Source organism: Marinobacterium sp. NO-S09, from assembly GCF_059179545.1.
Map to the genome: position 1 here is coordinate 3,111,360 of NZ_CP168954.1, position 18,887 is coordinate 3,130,246.

Here is an 18,887-nt window from a genome sequence, read left to right on the forward strand (position 1 = left end):
CGTGTCTCGACTTTTCAGTTGGGGAGTGCTTAGATCAGGTCAAACCGCCAGACTACCATTTCAGCCCTGAGGGATCATCCAATGCTGACCGATAACAAGGACCTGGAAACCCGTTGCCCCTGCGGTTCAGGTAAACCCTTTGCCTTCTGTTGCGAACCTGCACTGAGCGGACGCAAGCCTGCCAAAACGGCTGAAGCCCTGATGCGCTCTCGCTATACCGCCTTTGCACTGGGTGCCATTGATTACCTGATCAGCACCACTGCCAGCCGCAAACGTTCGCCTCAGGATGCCGAGTTGCTGTCAGAGCAGACCCAGGTCACCACCTGGACCGGGCTGGAGATTATCGACACCGTGAAAGGCCAGGCTGATGACACAACCGGCATCGTCGAATTCAAGGCCGCCTTCGACAGCCCGGAAGGAAGTGCTGTATTGCATGAGCGTTCCAACTTCGAACGGGAAAATGGACGCTGGGTGTATACCGATGGTGAGGTGGAACTGATCGAAGCCTGATTTTTGTCTAATCCTTGACCAGAACCGGCCGATAAGCACTCCTTAACAGGGAGTGCGTCATGCAGATTCAACATCACAATCTCAGTGCAAAATCAGAGCATCACTACAGCCGTGAAGAACAGCAGGTTGAACGCTTGCGTGTGGCTGAAGTGAGCCGGGACGCAGCCGGTAACCGGCGTGTAGACACCCTGGTTGAGATTGAAGGGCGCAAACTTGAACAAAGCGACACCTATAGCCGCTGGCAATCACGCCTCGGCTCCGACGCCTCTGGAACCGCCTCAACCGCCAAAGCCACTCATGACCCTGATATGAAACAGCTGGATAGCTCTGCTCTGCAACCGCGTGACCGTCTGAAACTGGAACTCATCAGCCGCCTGCACAAGATGATCACCGGCCAGGAACTCAGGATAAAACTGTTCGACCCTTCGGTACTGGAAGCAAAACAGCCGGCGAGCGACCTGCCTCAAGCCATGACAGGAGCACCCACTGGGCCGGACTTCAGACCTCAGCAGCCCGCAATCGGTATGGAGTTTGAACGCGTCTCTCGTATCAGCGAGAAGGAAAGCAGCTCGTACGAGGTACAAGGAGAGGTCCGCACTAAAGACGGTAAAACCATCAATATCGACCTGTCACTGCAAATGGCACGCTCTGTCACCCAACAGGAAAGCAGCACCCTGCGCCTGGGTGCCCGATTGTCCGACCCTCTGGTGATTAATTTTGACGGCAAAGCGGCCGAACTGAGCCAGACCCGATTCAGTTTCGACCTTGACCTGGATGGGCAGAAGGATGAGATTCCCACATTAGCCGGTAACCGTGCCTTCCTGGCGCTGGACCGTAATGGTGATGGCGAAATCAATGATGGCCGCGAACTCTTTGGCGCCCGCACCGGCGATGGCTTTGCCGAACTGGCCCGTTACGATGACGATGGCAACGGGTTTATCGATGAAGGCGATGAAATATTCTCACGCTTGCGCCTTTGGTCCCCCGGGGCTGAGGGTGAAAGCAGCCTCGTAAGCCTGGCCAGCAAAGGCGTAGGCGCTATCTGGCTGGAGTCCGCCGATACAGAATTCTCCCTCACACCCAATCTGACAGAAAATCGTCTGGGTGTGATCCGTTCCACCAGTTTTTTCCTATCTGAATCATGGGGATCGGGTACAGTCCAACATGTTGATCTGAGTATTTGAAACGCCCACCAGCCGGCTTTCTTTAGCTTTTTCAACCTGATTCAGCCGCTGTCAAGACTTCCCCTTGCAACGGCCGGACCGTTAGAATAGCGGCCCGCCCGTTCGTCTACTGTAAATGGACTCGGGACTCTCCTGTGGTAGTGGTGACTGATGTTTGCAAACCTGTTTAAACCCAAGTGGCGTCATTCTGACCCGGACGTACGTGCAAGTGCTGTTGCGAAACTGAGCCCGGACCAACCGGATCAGCTGTCCATCTTGCGCGAACTTGCCTTGTCCGACAGCAGCCCCAGGGTTCGCATCAGTGCCGTTCAGCGCCTCAGTGATACCGATTCGCTGCTGCAGGTCCTCAGTTCTTCGTCCGACCCGGAGGTGCGTGAGCAGGCCGGACAGCGTGTCGGCGAATGCCTGGACGAGAGTGCCAATGAAGACTCCATTTGCCAGCTGCTCAAACAGGTGCACGACGACTCCGCCCGCACGCAAATCATCCTGAACGCCAACAGCCTCAAGCCCGACAATCTCAATCAGATTGATGATGAAGGCCTGCTGATGCAGCTTGCACTGCATGCACGCGTAGCGGATACCCGTAAAGCCGCCGTGACCCGACTGCAGGACACCGACCTGCTGGAAGAGGTGCAGCGCGCCAGCCGTGGCCGCGACAAAACCGTTCACCGCATCTGTCGGGACAAGCTCAACAGCCTGCGTGAACAGGCACGTCTTGAAGCCGAAAACGAACAACGCCGTCAGCAACTGATCCATCAGCTGCATCAACTGCTGCTGACCGACGATACCCAGTTCCTGCAGGCCCGTGCCCAGGCCGCTTATCAGGAGTGGCAGGCGCTGAGTCAGCGCGATGATGAACTTCAGGCCCGTTTCCGCGAACTGAGCCAGCAGCTGGATGAACGCCTGCAGCGTCAGGCTGCATCCGAGGCCGCTGAGGCCGAAGCTCGCGCCCGTCGTGAGCAGCAGCTGGAAACGGCCCAGGGGCTGGTCAGCAGATTGGAGAACCAGTCTCTGTCAGCCGATGACACCCGACAGCTGCTCGACGAAGTCGATAGCGCCTGGCAAGCACTGGACGCAGAGCTGCTGCCCACACAGCTCAAGCAACAAAAAGACACCCTCGTTCTGCAGCTGAACGCCAGTCTGGAAGCCAATGAGCGCCTTCAGGCGCACGCCGATGAGCTCGATTCCCTGCTGAATGAATCCCAGAACAACCCCAAACCTATGCTGGATAAAGCCCAGGCGCTGCAAGCAAAAATCAACTGGCCGGGCGACCTGCCGCTGCCCGAAACACTGCAGCAGCTGAAAAGCCGTATCGCCGAGCTGCGCCAGGCCCTTTCCCAGATTAAACAGGATGTACGCCAGCAGGGCGACGAGATCAATGCGCAGCTGGAACAGCTGGAACAGCTGATCGAGCAAGGCAACGTGGTCGATGCCGACAAGCTCAACAATAAGCTGCGCGACAGCCTGGGCACTCTGTCCTCTGCCCTGCCCGACAGCATCGAAAATCGTCAGCGCCAACTGAATGCCCGCCTGGCAGAACTGCGCGACTGGCAGGGCTTTGCCGCAGCCGGCAAGAAAGAAGCCTTGTGCGAGCAGATGGAAGCCCTGATTGGCGCCGAGATGGACCCGCAAGCTCTGGCAGACCGTATCCGCGGCCTGCAGCAGGAGTGGAAACAGGTCGACGGCACAGACCCTGTGCATTCGCAGAAACTGTGGAAGCGCTTTCATGAAGCCGGCGAAAAAGCCTACGAGCCTTGCCAGGCCTGGTTTGGCGCCCAGCGCAAAAAGCGTGAATACAACCTGGAACAGCGTCGCCAGATCTGTGACCAACTGTCACTGTATATCGAGCAGATGGACTGGGATCAGGCCGACTGGCACGCCGTTGAGGCTGTGAGCCGCACGGCACGCGATGAGTGGCGCCAGTACTCTCCGGTCGACCGCGCCCCCGGCAAGCCATTGCAGCAGACGTTTAACACCCTGCTGCGCGACCTGGACAACCGCATTAAAAGTTTCCGCCAGCATTGCGGCGAAACCAAGGAAGCCCTGATCGCTCGGGCAGCGGAGCTGGCTGAACTGGACGATGTACAGGCGGCTGCCGAGGGTGCCAAGCAGCTGCAGCGCGAATGGAAAGCCAGCGGCCCAACCTTCCGCAGCCGCGAACGTGCGCTCTGGCAGGCGTTCCGTGGCCACTGCGATACCATATTCAACCGCCTCAAGAACGAGCGTCAGGCGTCAGCCAAGGCCGAACAGGCCGCCAAGGCTCAGCGCAGCCAGGCACCGCTGAATAACCATGCCGTTGAAGCCCTGCAGCAGCTGGACAAACTGGCCAGCCAGACGGAAGAAGAGCTGGCTACCGATGGCACCAGTGACACACTCGCCAGCCTGCTGACACAGGCGATTACCGGCAATTCACCGGGTAGCCACTGGCGTGAGCGCATGGGGCAGCGTCTGGAAGCGATCCGCCTGATCAGTGCCGGCTCACGCAGCATTGAAGAGCAGCTGGTGCTCACCGACCGCCAGGCACGCGAGCTATGCATCCGACTGGAAATCCTGCTGGGCCTGCCGTCGCCGGAAAGCGATGAAGCCCTGCGCATGGAATACCAGATGGAACGACTCAGTCAGGCGCTTGAGCAGCATGACATCGAGCCGACGCCGGCCGCCCTGCAGGCACTGGAGCTGGAGTGGTTCACCCTGCCCTATTACTGGCACTTCACTGAATTGCGCCAGCGCTTCGAAGCCCTGCTGGATCAGGCGTAAAAAAAACCGGATGGCTAACACCATCCGGTTTTTTTTATATCTACTGGCAAGTGATCAAGCCGCCTGGTGATGCACCAGCTTGGGCTCGGGACCGGACTCGGTCTGTCGCTCGGTCTCTACCCGGAACAGGTGATAAGCCTCGGGACCAAAGGGGTCCAGCGCCGTATCCAGGTATTCGTAGCTCATGGCCACCGGCTTGCCGGTCATTGCTACCCTGAATGAGGCCTCACACTTGGGAACATCTGCACGCAGTGGCTCTTCCACCCACATGAAGAGTCCTTTCTCGGCGACCAGATACTCGAATCGCACTACACGATAGCCTTCTTTCAACTGCAGGGTATTGGTACTGTCAGATACTTCAAGACGGTATTTGTGAATCGCTTTCATGGCCGGACTCCTCGTCTCGTTTGATTACGATTCAATAATGGACACTGAAACCCAAAGAAAAAAGCAGATTTATTCGTCTCTTTTATCAGGTTTTATCGATGTATCTTCCACCCGTCGCTCACAAATGGCCTGCACACCCGGATGCCGGGAGTGCACATTGCGGGTCACGGCGTATAGCCTGTCTTCAACCGATTCCACCAGGCCGATACTCTCCACCTGATACTGACGGCACACCTCATCGGCAATCACATCCGGTGCAGCGAAAAACCCCATGCCATGGTGGCCCAGCACCTTGATCAGTGCACTGTCATCCACCTGCGCGCGAATGGATACACTTACACCCTTATCGGCAAACCACTGCATCAACTCATTCACATAGGGTGCATCCACCGCGTTGGCAAGGAAGGGTTGTGCATTGAGGCTGTGCGGAAAACCGTCTTTCAGTTGATGCGCCAGCTCCGCTGTTGCGAACAGCCGCATGGGCGAACTGCCCAGTTCATGCAGATGAAAGCGGGCATCTGGCTCAAGCACCGGAGGGCGATCGGTCAGTACCAGATCCAGGTCACGCCGCTTGAGGTCGTTGAGCAGATTGGGAGTACGGCCGGTTTCACAGCGCAGATTGACGTCACGATCCAGCACCAGCGCCGGTTCGATCAGACGCCAGGCGATCAACTTGTGGATGGAGGCGGAGATACCCACGGCAAGGCGAAGTGGACGTTCATCAGAAGGGGTCTGCAACAGTTGCTGCAGGGCTTCGGCAGCCTCGAAAATGTCATCGGCATGGGCCTGAACACTCAGCCCCAGATCGGTGAGTTTCAAACCTCTGCCTTCACGGCGAAAGAGCAAACCACCCACTTCGCTTTCCAAAGCCGCCACCTGGCTGCTCAGGGTTTGGGGTGTCAGATCCAGCACCTGGCTCGCCCGAGCCATACTGCCTTCACGGGCCACCACCCAGAAATGGTACAAGTGGCGGAAATTGAGTCTGTTCAGCATCCGGTGCTCTCCTTCTACGGATGCTGAACAGTCTAACTCAGCCGAGCGTGATAGTTAGCAACAGGTATGATGCTGTTAGTTGAAGTGCAAAATGCAACACCTGCTAAAGCCATCTCAAGATTCAGATGCGGGCGTTACACTACCCGCCCCGGGCGGTGAAAATGTATCGTTGCTTATGACTGTTGATGTACTACCGGATGATGCCCATTTTCTGCCCGTCGCAAAAATTTCTGTACCAGCGAACTCCATCGCACTTTCAAACTCGGAGTTCATAAAAATTCTGCCTGTATTCATATCAATTGACGCTTCTACCCTGCCATCAGCTTCGCCACCCAGTCGGTCGTGCAAAACTTTGGTGGATGTCTCGTTTATTGCGTAATAGGAGGGTACCGTAGTTTTTTCGACTGCAGCCATTATGGCTGCCGGAGCATCTGAAACCACCGGGTTGTTTTGAAACCCTCGCAGGCTGAACATCTGACCGGGATTGACAGTATATTTCTTACCTGTGGCTGCGTGGGTAATGACCAACTGCCCTGAAGTGCAAATCATGTTGCCTGCCGTATCAATCGCCCAAGAGGTACCGTGAACATTTAATTTGGCAACGTCTGTACCAAAACTAAACTCAGCCCCTTCTGTTAACCTTGACAATGACATTGTAAAGAAGCCTTCGACACCTTCAAAATGCCCACCCAGCATTTCTCCTGATTCAGCCACTCGGTAAGCACTCATTTTCAGCCATGCATTCTTGCCTAGGTTAACATTGTTGGTTTCATCACCGGTCAAGGCAATCTTGGCAAAAGACTCATTACCAGTCTTTAGCTCATCCCCTTCATACACTGTGTCTCCAAGTTTCAACTCAATGGTTTCGCCATTACGAATAGCATGCAATTTCCCACCAAGTATCTCAACCTTGCCAATCGCTTCTGTCGAAGAATCAGCATGAACCAAGGGGTTGAAGAAAAAGCTCGTAAGCATCAAAAGACTGAGAAACAGGTTTCGCATTTTTATTACTTCCCATGGATGATTCATAGTCAACTGCACTCTTGGCCATAAGAATGCAACATCATAAATGTAGAACTGATCTTATGTCCTGGAGCCCATACAAACAAGCAGACTGTTACCTAATGCCAAAACATCGACCTGCCTTGGCCATACTGCCTTCACGGGCCACCACCCAGAAATGGTACAAGTGGCGGAAATTTAGTCTGTTCAGCATCCGGCACTCCTCCCTTGCGGATGCTGAACAGCATGCCTCAGCTGACTATCAGGCAGCGACCATTGCCACACCGGTCAGCGCAATCGCCCCACCGGTCACACGGCTGAACAGGTTGGCTTTGGCTTCAGTACCCAGCTTGCCAAACACAACGCCTGCCAGATGCAGCCCCAGCGTTGCCAGTACGAAACCGGCCGCATAGCTGAAACCACTGGCGTTCAGCGGCATTTCAGCACCATGTGCCAGGCCGTGGAACAGAGCAAAACCACCTGCAACCGCCATGCAGATCGGGGTAGCAAAGCGTGCTGCCAGCGCCAGCAACAGACCCAGCGCGACCACTGACAGGCCAATTCCCTGCTCTGTAAAGCCAATGGATACACCGGACAGCGCCAGCGCATTACCCAGCACCATGGTAGCGACAAACGCCAGCGGCACCAGCCAGAGTGCACGTCCGCCCAGACGTGCCGCCCAAAGGCCCACCGCCAGCATGGCCAACAGGTGATCGGCACCACCGACCGGATGTGCCAGACCGCTGATAAAACCGGATACTTCGTGACCGCTGTGGGCCATGGCTGCGCCCGGCAACAGAGCCGCAGCTGCAATCAGTGATTTTTTCATGATGTTCTCCTTGATAGACAAACTTGTAATCAGACCACGGCTTTTGCAGGCGGCAGCTGTTTGGTTTCCAGCATCCCTTCGCTGATGATGAAACCGATGATATCATCCAGCCCCTGGGCTGCTTTCAGGTTGGCAAAGATAAAGGGACGCTCACCACGCATTTTGCGGGCATCACGGTCCATCACCTCAAGTGAAGCACCTACCAGCGGTGCCAGGTCGGTCTTGTTGATGATCAGCAGGTCGGATTTGGTAATACCGGGGCCGCCCTTACGCGGAATTTTGTCCCCGGCAGACACGTCGATCACATAGATGGTCAGGTCAGACAGCTCAGGGCTGAACGTGGCGCTGAGGTTGTCGCCACCACTTTCAACAAAGACCACATCCAGCTCGCCATGACGCTCAACCAGCTGGTCGATGGCGGCCAGGTTCATGGACGCATCTTCACGAATAGCGGTATGCGGGCAGCCGCCGGTTTCAACGCCGAGAATACGATCTGCGCTCAGCGCCTCATGTTCGGTGAGGAATTTGGCATCTTCCTGGGTATAGATATCATTGGTGACAACGGCGATATCGTAGTAGTCACGCATGGCGGCACAGAGTGAGCGCAGCAGCGCCGTCTTGCCGGAACCAACGGGGCCACCGACCCCTACCCTCAGTGTCTGCTTGGGTTTACTCATCTTCATTTCCTTGTTTAACCGGACTGTTACGCCTCAGGAGCGGAACAATCGTGAATACTGTGTTTCGTGAAGGCTGCTGGCGATTGCCAAAGCGGGCAGGCCAACACCGATAAACTCTTCATCTACGCCCTTGGCGATCTCGATCGCCTGGGGCAGCAGGGGCTGCAAATCATTGAGCAGTTGCTGTGCCTGCGTCTGTCCCAGGGGGACCAGTTTGGTGGCTGCAGCGACCTGATTTTCCAGCCATGACCAGCCCAGGCCGAGGGCCGCTGCGTCTGCATCGATCTGCCAGTGGCGCGCAGCAAAGGCGAACAGCACGATAAAGCTCACTTCCTGCTTTAACGCCTCAGGGACCTCTATGCCGAGATTTTTCAGCACCCGGCGCAAAGCCTCACCCATGGCGCTGTCGGTCAGACGCAGCTCCCGTGTTTCACGGCAGGCCAGTGACAGGTCGTTCAATTCCTGCCAGCGCTGCTCGCTGTCCGCCTGCATGGCCAGTCGCAGCAGCGGCAAGTCGGTATGGGCCTGTGCATGCAGCAGCTGCAGCTCCAGCCATTCCTCCACCTGATCGGCCTTGCGCACCCAACCGCTGTCGATGGCATACTCCAGCCCCTGTGAAAAGGCATAACCACCCACCGGCAGGCTGACGCTGCTCAGCTGCAGCAGTCGCAGCAGCGCCAGATCAGTGGTCGTGATGGTGGTGGTGGCCATGGGCATAGGCTCCGGATTCCGGCATGAATACGGCTTCGCACTGACGCGTCTCCAACCCCAAGAGCTGAAGCATCTCTTCCAGTACGTGGTCAGGCTTGATGCGCAGCCAGCGATCACCCACTTCAATGCGCACATGGCGGTTGCCCAGGTGGTAGCAGGCGCGCGCGAAGGTACGCCAGTCGTCACAGCCCGCTTCCAGTACCTCTTCTTTGGCACCTTCTACCTGAAGATGGCGACCACAGACCGATTTGAGGTACTCCCCCACCAGCAACGGCTTGCCGCGCTCAAGAAAAACGCGCACTTCTTCACCGGTATCGCTGGTCAGCTTGAGTCGACCACGATCACGCTGATCATGGGTCAGGGTCACCTTGGCAACCACAGGCTCATGGCAATGGGTCCCCAGACGTTCATGCACTTCAAACATCCTGCTTACTCCTTAAAACCGTGCTGCTTCATCAGCACTCTTAAAACAACGTGTATCGCTGACCCAAAGGCAGCACATCGGCCGGCTCACAGGTGAGCAGCTCACCATCAGCCCGCACTTCATAGGTCTGAGGGTCGACCTGAATATCCGGCTGCCAGTCGTTCAAAATCATGTCGGACTTGCTGATGTTGCGGGTGTTACCGCAGGCCACCAGTTGGCGCTGCAGCCCCAGCTGTTCACGCAGGCCCGACTCCAGTGCCTTCTGGCTGACAAAGGTGAGCGATGTCTCGGCAGCGGCACGTCCCAGAGCCCCGAACATGGGGCGGTAGTGCACCGGCTGGGGGGTAGGAATAGACGCGTTGGGATCGCCCATGGGGGCTGCTGCGATCATGCCGCCCTTGATAATGGTGGCCGGCTTAACACCGAAAAATGCCGGTTTCCACAACACCAGGTCAGCCAGCTTGCCCGGTTCGATGGAGCCCACTTCATGGGCAACACCATGGGTAATGGCCGGGTTGATGGTGTACTTGGCGATGTAGCGACGGGCACGGAAGTTATCAGCACCGCGTTCTTCATCTTCCGGCAACAGACCAAACTGCACTTTCATCTTGTGCGCGGTCTGCCATGTACGTGTCACCACCTCGCCCACACGGCCCATGGCCTGGGAGTCGGACGAGATCATGCTGAAGGCACCGCGGTCATGGAAAATGTCCTCGGCGGCGATGGTTTCCTTGCGGATACGCGAGTCGGCAAAGGCCACATCTTCAGGGATATTGCTGTCCAGATGGTGACACACCATCAGCATATCCAGATGCTCATCCACGGTGTTCACCGTGTAAGGGCGCGTGGGGTTGGTGGACGACGGCAACACATTGGAATAGCCCGCAGCCCGGATGATATCCGGCGCGTGGCCACCACCGGCCCCCTCGGTGTGATAGGTATGGATGACACGGTTTTTGAACGCACCCAGGGTGTCGTCGACAAAGCCGGACTCGTTGAGGGTATCGGTGTGGATCGCCACCTGCACATCGTATTCTTCAGCCACGCTGAGGCAGCAGTCGATGGATGCAGGCGTGGTGCCCCAGTCCTCATGCAGTTTCAAACCGCAGGCACCGGCATCCAGCTGCTCACGCAGTGCCTCAGGGCGACTGGCGTTGCCTTTGCCCAGAAAACCCAGGTTCATCGGCAACTGATCAGTGGATTGCAGCATCTTGCCCAGATACCAGGGCCCCGGCGTACAGGTGGTCGCCTTGGTGCCGGTAGCAGGGCCGGTGCCGCCACCGATCATGGTGGTAACACCGGACATCAGCGCCTCTTCCACCTGCTGCGGACAGATAAAGTGGATATGGGCATCAATGCCGCCGGCGGTCAGAATGGCGCCCTCACCGGCAATGATTTCGGTACCCGGACCGATCACGATATCCACGCCATCCTGGGTATCCGGGTTGCCGGCTTTACCGATGGTGTGGATACGACCATCCTTGACGCCGACATCGGCTTTGACAATGCCCCAGTGATCCAGGATCAATGCATTGGTGATCACCAGGTCCATGGCGACTTCGTTGGTTTCCTGGCTTTGGCCCATGCCATCACGCACGACCTTGCCACCACCGAACTTCACTTCGTCACCGTAAGTGGTGTAATCCTTTTCGACTTCGATCCAAAGCTCGGTATCGCCCAGACGAACACGGTCCCCGACGGTGGGGCCAAACATCTGTGCGTAGCTGCTGCGGTCCATTTTGGCCATCAGTTCTGCCCTCCATCGTTACTGCCAGCATCTGCCTGATCCAGCGGCCCCATGACATCGCCACGGAAGCCATAAATGGTGCGACTGCCGGCATATTCCACCAGCTCGACTTCACGCCCTTGCCCCGGCTCGAAGCGGACAGCCGTGCCGGATGCGATATTGAGGCGATAGCCGCGGGCAGCTTCACGATCGAACACCAGTGCCGGGTTCACTTCATAAAAGTGATAGTGGGAGCCCACCTGTACCGGTCGGTCACCGTGGTTTTCCACCCGTACGCGTGTGGTCTTGCGACCGACGTTGAGTTCGATCTCGCCGGTGGCACTCTGAATTTCTCCGGGAATCATCTGATTCTCCTTTCTCAGTATTCTGGCCGGACAGAGGAGGCTGCCGAGAGCCCCGTCATCACCCTCTGTCCTGCTTGGGTATCACTTGGGCTACACAATCGGCTGATGCACGGTGACCAGCTTGGTACCGTCAGGGAAGGTCGCTTCAACCTGCACTTCATCGACCATTTCCGGCACCCCTTCCATCACCTGGTCGGCACTGAGCAGGGTCTTGCCATAGCCCATCAGGTCCGCCACGGTGCGACCGTCGCGAGCGCCCTCCATGATCTCCATGGTGATATAGGCCACCGCTTCCGGGTAATTCAGCTTGAGGCCACGGTTCAGGCGGCGCTCTGCAAGCAGGGCCGCAGTAAAGATCAGTAGCTTGTCTTTCTCTCTTGGCAGCAGTTCCATCGTTTTCTCCTTCGGCCTGCATGAGACACATGCATCAGCCCATTACTCTCAGGTCGCCCAGATTCGCGGCGCGCAGGCATCGCGCCCCAGCAGTTCCGGCCGAATCAATTGCCAGCACTGCTCCAGAAACAAACGTGTGCGCTCGGAGCACTCTCCCAGCGTTCGTATCAGCAGGAATTCGCCACTCAGGCTCACGCCGGCCAGAAAATCCAATGCCTCGGCACATTCGCGCAGCGGTTCCAGCAAAGGCTCTGCCTGCTCCGGCGCAAAGGGGCCAGCCACCATCAACCCGGTCACCGGCTTGTTCTGAAGACCGGCCTTAGCGGTCAATACCGACTGGCTGCGCTCATCCAGCAGCAGTTGTTCACGCAACAGCAGGCGGCCTTCCTGACGAATTTGCAGACGCTGTTGCAGCTCACCCTGGCCAAAGCCTTCGCCCTGGGCCGGCAATCCCAGACTGGTCACTTCCCAGCCGATAAAGCGGGCATCTGCCGCCAGCTCCACGTCCACATCCAACCGGGTGCGGGCATTGGGATAGAGGATGGTTTCCAGCGGCAGCCACTCCATGGAGCTGCCCTCTCCCACCTCCAGCCGGACGCGCTGATGCTGCAGCGTGCGGTCGGGACGGGCACGATAGACGCGACCCGCGCCGGGTGTGGTGATCAGTGCGGCTGTTTCAGGCGCCAGCCGGGCTTCAATTTCCAGCAGATCGCCCGACACCATGCCGCCGGGCGGGTGCAACAGGTAGATATGCGCCAGATCCGGCCCTTCCGGATAAAAGGGCTTTTGCAGGTGCAGGGGCCCGAAACGCTCGGCGCTGGCGACACGGCTGCCGCGCGGCGTGCGCTTGATGCCCAGCGACAAGCGGGCATGCCAACGGGACGGCTCGTGTTGGGCACTGGCAGGCAGGCTGTCAGGCACGGACATATTCATGCGGTAGCAACACCCTTGGTTGTTCATTTTTGAGTCACACATTTGCACCATTTGCGTGCAAACCTGATGACCCGACACCTGATTGCGCACTACTTAAGTGCGAATCATGATCGAGAAGTTGTTTCCCCTCTTCTTATGCACCAATGTGGCAAAAAGCATGCCCATTTTGGTGCTGACACAAAAAAGCCGCGGAGTTCGCCGCGGCTTTTGCCTGCCTCAGACCGCCAGATACTGGCGAATCAGGTCATCATTGAGGTTGTCCATACGATCTGCCGCGACGATGCGGCCCTTCTCCATCAGCCGGAACTCCTTGCCGACACGGCGAGCGAAGCCAAGCTTCTGCTCTACCAGGATCACGGTCAGTCCCTCCTCCTCATTGAGTTTGAGGATGACATCGCCAATCTGCTTGACGATATTGGGTTGGATACCTTCGTTGGGCTCATCCAGGATCAGCACTTTCGGATCGAGCACCAGTGCACGACCAATCGCCAGCTGCTGTTGCTGACCACCGGACAAGTCACCGCCACGGCGGTGCATCATGTCGCCCAGCACCGGAAACAGCTCGAAGATCTTCTCGGGGATCTCCTTCGCCTTGTCCTTGCGGATCGGCAGACCGATGCGAAGATTTTCCTCGACCGTGAGCAGCGGAAAGATGTCGCGTCCCTGAGGGACATAACCGATGCCGGCCTTGGCGCGATACTCCGCCGGACGGGTATGCAGCGGCTGACCCTGCATCTGGATCTGGCCGCTCTCCACCGGCAGCAGCCCCATCAGACACTTCAGCAAGGTGGTTTTGCCGACACCGTTACGCCCCATGATGCAGGTACAGGAGCCCTCTTCGATCTCCAGATCCAGGTCCCAGAGAATGCGGGTGCCACCGTAGAGCTGGTTAACATTTTGAATGGAGATCATGCTTCTTCCCCCAGATACACTTCGATCACGTCACGGTTGTTCTGCACCTGCTCCATGGTGCCTTCCGCCAACACACTGCCCTGATGCAGCACCGTTACAGTGCGTGCAATGCTGCGGACAAACTCCATGTCGTGCTCAACGACAACCACGGTATGGTCACCGGCCAGCGAGGTGAGCAGTTCAGCGGTTTTTTCGGTTTCCTCCGCCGTCATGCCGGCAACAGGTTCATCCACCAGCAGCAGACGCGGCTCAGCCACCAGCAACATGCCAATTTCCAGCCACTGCTTCTGACCGTGGGACAAGGCGCCGGCCAGCATGAAGCGGTGCTCCTTGAGACCGATAATCTCCAACACACGGTCGATGTGATCGATTTCGGTGGGTGACAGACGCGCCATCAGCGTTTGCCAGATGCCCTTCGCGGTTTTCAGCGACATTTCGAGGTTGTCGAACACCGTATGCGCTTCAAACACCGTGGGCTTCTGGAACTTGCGGCCAATGCCCAGCTGGGCAATTTCCGGTTCCGACTTTTCCAGCAAGTTGATGGTCTGGCCGAAATAGACACTGCCTTCGTCACACTGGGTCTTGCCGGTAATCACATCCATCATGGTGGTCTTGCCGGCACCGTTGGCACCGATCAAACAGCGCAACTCACCATCATTGATGTAAAGATTAAGATCATTGAGTGCCTTGAAGCCGTCGAAGCTGACGCTGACCCCTTCCACATAGAGCAGCACGTTCTTTGATACGTCGACCGGTGCTGCCGGCGGCACCAGGAAGGGCCATACACGGTCAGGGCGCATCAGTTCGCGGGCATTATCGATTGCGGTCATGAGTGCGCCTCCTGCTGTGCGGCTTTTCCTGCTTTACGTTCACGGCGTGCGGCCAACTGACCACTGAGCCCTACCAGGCCTTTGGGCAGATACAGGGTGACCAGTACAAAGAGTGCACCCAGCGCAAACAGCCAGCCTTCCGGCATGATTGCGGTAAAGCGGGTCTTGGCATAGTTGACCAGCAGTGCACCGATGACGGCACCATAGAGGGTTCCACGACCACCCACGGCGACCCAAACCACCACTTCGATGGAGTTCAGCGGCGAGAACTCGCCCGGGTTGATGATGCCCACCTGAGGTACGTAGAGCGCACCGGCCATGGCTGCAATAAGAGCAGAGAAGACAAACAGCCATACCTTATACAGGTCGGTACGGTAGCCGAGGAAACGCGCACGGGCTTCGCCGTCACGAATCGCCACAATCACCTTGCCCATGCGGGACTTGAGGATCAGGTGGCTGAGGATATACACCACGCCCAGCATCAGTGCCGTAGTGGCAAAAAGCGCCACACGGGTGGTGTCGGACTGCAGATCAAAGCCGAGGATATCCTTGAAATCGGTCAGACCGTTGTTGCCGCCGAAGCCCATTTCGTTACGGAAGAAGGCCAGCATCAGCGCGTAGGTCAGCGCCTGGGTCATGATCGACAGGTAAACACCGGTTACGCGGGAGCGGAACGCCAGCCAGCCGAACACGAAGGCCAGCAGACCCGGCACCGCCAGTGCCATCAGCATGGCGAACCAGAACTGATCCATGCCCATCCAGTACCAGGGCAGGCTGTCCCAGTTGAGGAATACCATGAAGTCAGGCAGGTCCGGGTTACCGTAAACGCCGCGATCACCGATCTGGCGCATCAGGTACATGCCCATGCCGTAGCCGCCCAGGGCGAAGAAGGCACCATGGCCCAGACTGAGGATACCGCAGTAGCCCCAGATCACATCCACCGCCAGCGCCAGCATCGCATAGGAGAGATACTTGCCCAGCAGGGTAATGGTGTAGGTGCTGACGTGCAGCGGTGAGCTTTCCGGCAGCATCAGATTGGCCATGGAGGCCAGCGTGGTGACAAGAAACAGTACGGTTACGAACGGCAGTACCCGATGACCGGGGGTACGACCGGCGGCAAATAGCTGAGTCAGCCAGTTCATTCAGCCGCCCTCCCTTTCTGCGGGAAGAGTCCTTTGGGACGCTTCTGGATAAACAGGATGATGAAGACCAGAACCAGGATGCTGGCAAGCACCGCACCGGTGACCGGCTCCAGGAACTTGTTGGCAATACCGAGCGAGAAGGCTGCAACCAGGGTGCCCCAGAGGTTACCCACGCCACCAAACACCACCACCATGAAGGAGTCGATGATGTAGGACTGGCCCAGGTTCGGCCCCACGTTGGTCAGCTGGCTCAGTGCAACCCCGGCGATACCGGCGATACCGGAACCAAGGCCGAAGGTCAGCGCGTCCACGCGACCGGTGGGAATACCCATGGATTTGGCCATATCACGGTTCTGCGACACGGCACGCACGTTAAGACCCAGCGAGCTTTTCTTCAGCAGCAACATCAGCGCGAAGAACACCAGCAGTGCAAAGGCCAGTATGTAGAGACGGTTCAGCGTCAACGACAGCACCGGGTTGATCTCCCAGGCACCGGACATCCACTCGGGTGAGGCCACCTGACGGTTCAGCGGTGAGAACACCGTACGCACCAGCTGCTGCAGCACCAGGCTGACACCAAAGGTCGCCAACAGGGTTTCCAGCGGACGGCCATGCAGGTGACGAATCACCAGACGCTCCAGCAGTACACCGGCCATGCCGGATACAACAAAGGCCGCCGGAATGGCCACCCACAGCGAGTACTCGATATGGTTGGGCATCAGCAGCTGTACCACATAGGTGGTGTAGGCACCCAGCATGATCATCTCGCCGTGAGCCATATTGATCACGCCCATCACACCGAAGGTGATGGCCAGACCAATGGCAGCAAGCAGCAGCACCGAGCCCAGGCTCAGGCCAAAGAAAAGCTGATCGATGAACGCATAAAATTCCACCCTCTGCTCAATGCCGACCAGCGCTTTCTGCGCTGCTTGCTGCACCTGAGGAGAAGGGTCGTTGTCCGCAATACGGTTCAGTGCATTGCGCACATCCCCTTCCAGGCTGCCTTCCAGCTGTGCGATCGCCTCGATACGATCAGACGCTTCAGCGGCTGATTCCAGGCGGTAAAGCGCCAGCGCCATGTCCATGACGTCTTTCACGTTGCCCGCACTTTCATTCAGACGCGCTTCGCGAATGGACGCTAGGGTGTTTTCATCCAGGTCAGACAACAACGAACGCACCGCACTTTCTCGCACGGCAGCGCTTTCCGAGCCCAGCTGCAAACGCGCAATGGCATCACGCAGGTGCCCGCGCAGGCGGTTGTTGACGCGGATTTTCTTGATTTCACGACTGGATAGCGGCTCGATTTCGGCGCCGCTGAGCATGTCGATAAAGGTTTCCTGACCGGCCGCTTCGCTGACCGCGATGACCTGTCGAGAGGATTTAATGTAGTAGAGGTCGCCTTCCAGCATATAGCTGAACAGCGGTTGCAGGGCTTCACCACCCTCGGCTTCCAGTGCATCAAGGACCGGAATCGCCTTACTCAGGCTGGATTCGGTCAACTCCTGCAGCAGGGGTTCAAGCTCGGACGGGAGAGGCTTCTCGGCGGCCGTTGCCGACAGCGACAACATCAGGCCGAGGCAGTAACAGCAGATCGCCAGTAATCGTTTCACGGTGAGACTCCAGAGAAAAGAGAAGGCGGCCCCGCCGTGACAGGGCCGCAAGGGAAACGCTCAAATCAGTTGGCTTGGCCGCCGCAGGATTTGGTTTCCACGTTGTAGTTGCCGCACTTGACCGGAGCGGTCCAGTCAGCAAGCAGGTCCTTGGAACCCGGCAGGAAGTCGGACCAGGCATCACCGGCGACGACGCCATCGGTTTCCCAGACCACTTCAAACTGACCATCATCCTGGATCTCACCGATCAACACCGGCTTGCTCAGGTGGTGGTTCTTGTTCATGACGGCAGTGCCACCGGTCAGGTTCGGTACTTCCTGGCCGATCATCGCCTGCTCAACTTCATCAACATCGGTCGTACCGGCATCGGTCACCGCCTGAGCCCACATGTTGAAGCCGATATAGGTCGCTTCCATCGGGTCATTGGTTACGCGGTTTTCATCACCGGTGAAGGCATGCCATTTCTGGATAAATTCGCTGTTGAGGTCAGTATCCACGCTCTGGAAGTAGTTCCAGGCGGCCATGTGGCCGACCAACGGGCCGGTGTCGATACCGGACAGCTCTTCTTCACCCACGGAGAAGGCCACCACCGGGATGTCTTCAGAGGAAACGCCCTGGTTACCCAGCTCCTTGTAGAAAGGCACGTTGGCATCACCGTTGATGGTGGAGACCACCGCGGTTTTCTTGCCTTCGCCACCAAATTTCTTGATGTCAGATACGATGGACTGCCAGTCGGAGTGACCAAATGGGGTGTAGTTGATCATGATGTCTTCGGCAGCCACCCCTTTGCCTTTCAGGTAGGCTTCGAGGATCTTGTTGGTGGTACGCGGATACACGTAGTCGGTGCCCGCCAGCACCCAACGCTCCACTTCCAGCTCGTTCATCAGGTAATCCACGGCCGGGATCGCCTGCTGGTTGGGTGCCGCACCGGTGTAGAAGACGTTTTTGGAGGACTCTTCACCTTCATACTGGACCGGGTAGAACATCAGGCCGTTCAGCTCTTCCAGTACCGGCAGTACGGATTTGCGGGACACAGAAGTCCAGCAGCCGAAGATCACGTCGACTTCTTCCTGAGTCAGCAGCTCTCGGGTCTTCTCGGCAAACAGCGGCCAGTTGGATGCCGGGTCAACAACGACCGGCTCCAGCTGTTTGCCCAGCAGACCGCCCTTCTTGTTCTGTTCTTCGATCATCATCAGCACGGTGTCTTTCAGCGTGGTTTCGCTGATCGCCATGGTGCCGGACAGCGAGTGCAGCACGCCGACCTTGATGGTATCGGCAGCCAGAACGCTGAATGAGAGAGTGGATGCGCCTACAGCCATGGCAACGCCGGCGGCCAGTGATTTGATCTTCATTGCAGTACCCCCTTCGGTTCCGAATCGCTCAGTGCGGGTGGAACCCTCGTTATCGATCGGGCCTCAGTCGTGCCCAGGAAAACAACTCAATGCCTGATCGATTATTCAGAAGGGGTGCAACGGGGGGTATGCGCGTAATGACGCAGTGGG

Annotated in this window: 19 protein-coding genes; 3 read left to right on the forward strand and 16 right to left on the reverse strand. The window is 57.6% G+C overall.

Annotated elements, in window-relative coordinates; translation table 11 throughout:
• The first annotated feature begins 81 nt into the window (after nt 1-81).
• From O3C79_RS14365 to O3C79_RS14375, 3 genes are all read left to right on the forward strand, one after another.
• Nucleotides 82-510, forward strand: coding sequence for a YchJ family protein (locus O3C79_RS14365; protein ID WP_010321974.1), 429 nt, complete (start codon nt 82-84; stop codon nt 508-510).
• Between the two features lie 59 nt (nt 511-569).
• The gene (locus O3C79_RS14370) at nt 570-1,694 is read left to right on the forward strand and encodes an SPM autocatalytic domain-containing protein (RefSeq protein ID WP_494383664.1); all 1,125 of its coding nucleotides are present in this window, start codon (nt 570-572) and stop codon (nt 1,692-1,694) included.
• Between the two features lie 150 nt (nt 1,695-1,844).
• The gene (locus O3C79_RS14375) at nt 1,845-4,451 is read left to right on the forward strand and encodes a DUF349 domain-containing protein (protein ID WP_494383665.1); all 2,607 of its coding nucleotides are present in this window, start codon (nt 1,845-1,847) and stop codon (nt 4,449-4,451) included.
• Nucleotides 4,452-4,505: 54 nt separating this feature from the next.
• Here the strand turns inward: O3C79_RS14375 and O3C79_RS14380 are convergent, their stop codons facing one another.
• The 16 genes from O3C79_RS14380 to urtA all read right to left on the reverse strand — a co-directional run bounded on the left by O3C79_RS14380 (nt 4,506) and on the right by urtA (nt 18,737).
• Nucleotides 4,506-4,838, reverse strand: coding sequence for a DUF7352 domain-containing protein (locus O3C79_RS14380; protein ID WP_494383666.1), 333 nt, complete (start codon nt 4,836-4,838; stop codon nt 4,506-4,508).
• 69 nt (nt 4,839-4,907) lie between these two features.
• Nucleotides 4,908-5,831, reverse strand: a complete 924-nt coding sequence (locus O3C79_RS14385) for a LysR family transcriptional regulator (protein WP_494383667.1) — start codon at nt 5,829-5,831, stop codon at nt 4,908-4,910.
• A 114-nt stretch (nt 5,832-5,945) separates the two neighbouring features.
• Nucleotides 5,946-6,860 (reverse strand): FecR family protein, encoded by a 915-nt coding sequence (locus O3C79_RS14390; protein ID WP_494383668.1) that lies wholly within the window; start codon nt 6,858-6,860, stop codon nt 5,946-5,948.
• A gap of 235 nt (nt 6,861-7,095) precedes the next feature.
• Nucleotides 7,096-7,662 (reverse strand): HupE/UreJ family protein, encoded by a 567-nt coding sequence (locus O3C79_RS14395; RefSeq protein WP_494383669.1) that lies wholly within the window; start codon nt 7,660-7,662, stop codon nt 7,096-7,098.
• A 29-nt stretch (nt 7,663-7,691) separates the two neighbouring features.
• Nucleotides 7,692-8,339: an urease accessory protein UreG gene (ureG, locus tag O3C79_RS14400; RefSeq protein WP_494383670.1), complete on the reverse strand. Its 648-nt coding sequence runs from the start codon at nt 8,337-8,339 to the stop codon at nt 7,692-7,694.
• Between the two features lie 33 nt (nt 8,340-8,372).
• A complete protein-coding gene (locus O3C79_RS14405) occupies nt 8,373-9,056 on the reverse strand; it encodes an urease accessory protein UreF (protein WP_494383671.1) in 684 nt (227 codons plus the stop codon).
• Nucleotides 9,022-9,474, reverse strand: coding sequence for an urease accessory protein UreE (gene ureE, locus O3C79_RS14410; protein WP_417533017.1), 453 nt, complete (start codon nt 9,472-9,474; stop codon nt 9,022-9,024). The genes O3C79_RS14405 and ureE overlap by 35 nt, the downstream gene beginning before the upstream one ends.
• Before the next feature lie 40 nt (nt 9,475-9,514).
• On the reverse strand, nt 9,515-11,221 hold the full coding sequence (gene ureC, locus O3C79_RS14415) for an urease subunit alpha (protein WP_417533016.1): 1,707 nt from the start codon (nt 11,219-11,221) through the stop codon (nt 9,515-9,517).
• A complete protein-coding gene (locus O3C79_RS14420) occupies nt 11,221-11,565 on the reverse strand; it encodes an urease subunit beta (RefSeq protein ID WP_494383672.1) in 345 nt (114 codons plus the stop codon). Before O3C79_RS14420 ends, ureC begins: the two co-directional genes overlap by 1 nt.
• Before the next feature lie 90 nt (nt 11,566-11,655).
• Nucleotides 11,656-11,958 (reverse strand): urease subunit gamma, encoded by a 303-nt coding sequence (locus O3C79_RS14425; protein WP_010321963.1) that lies wholly within the window; start codon nt 11,956-11,958, stop codon nt 11,656-11,658.
• 48 nt (nt 11,959-12,006) lie between these two features.
• Nucleotides 12,007-12,891: an urease accessory protein UreD gene (locus tag O3C79_RS14430; RefSeq protein ID WP_494383673.1), complete on the reverse strand. Its 885-nt coding sequence runs from the start codon at nt 12,889-12,891 to the stop codon at nt 12,007-12,009.
• 216 nt (nt 12,892-13,107) lie between these two features.
• Entirely contained in the window at nt 13,108-13,803 is a 696-nt protein-coding gene (gene urtE, locus O3C79_RS14435) for an urea ABC transporter ATP-binding subunit UrtE (RefSeq protein ID WP_010321961.1), read from the reverse strand.
• Nucleotides 13,800-14,633, reverse strand: coding sequence for an urea ABC transporter ATP-binding protein UrtD (gene urtD / locus O3C79_RS14440; RefSeq protein WP_010321960.1), 834 nt, complete (start codon nt 14,631-14,633; stop codon nt 13,800-13,802). Before urtD ends, urtE begins: the two co-directional genes overlap by 4 nt.
• A complete protein-coding gene (gene urtC, locus O3C79_RS14445; RefSeq protein ID WP_010321959.1) occupies nt 14,630-15,775 on the reverse strand; it encodes an urea ABC transporter permease subunit UrtC in 1,146 nt (381 codons plus the stop codon). Before urtC ends, urtD begins: the two co-directional genes overlap by 4 nt.
• Nucleotides 15,772-17,385, reverse strand: a complete 1,614-nt coding sequence (gene urtB, locus O3C79_RS14450; protein WP_494383674.1) for an urea ABC transporter permease subunit UrtB — start codon at nt 17,383-17,385, stop codon at nt 15,772-15,774. Before urtB ends, urtC begins: the two co-directional genes overlap by 4 nt.
• 65 nt (nt 17,386-17,450) lie before the next feature.
• The gene (gene urtA / locus O3C79_RS14455) at nt 17,451-18,737 is read right to left on the reverse strand and encodes an urea ABC transporter substrate-binding protein (protein ID WP_494383675.1); all 1,287 of its coding nucleotides are present in this window, start codon (nt 18,735-18,737) and stop codon (nt 17,451-17,453) included.
• Nucleotides 18,738-18,887 lie beyond the last annotated feature (150 nt).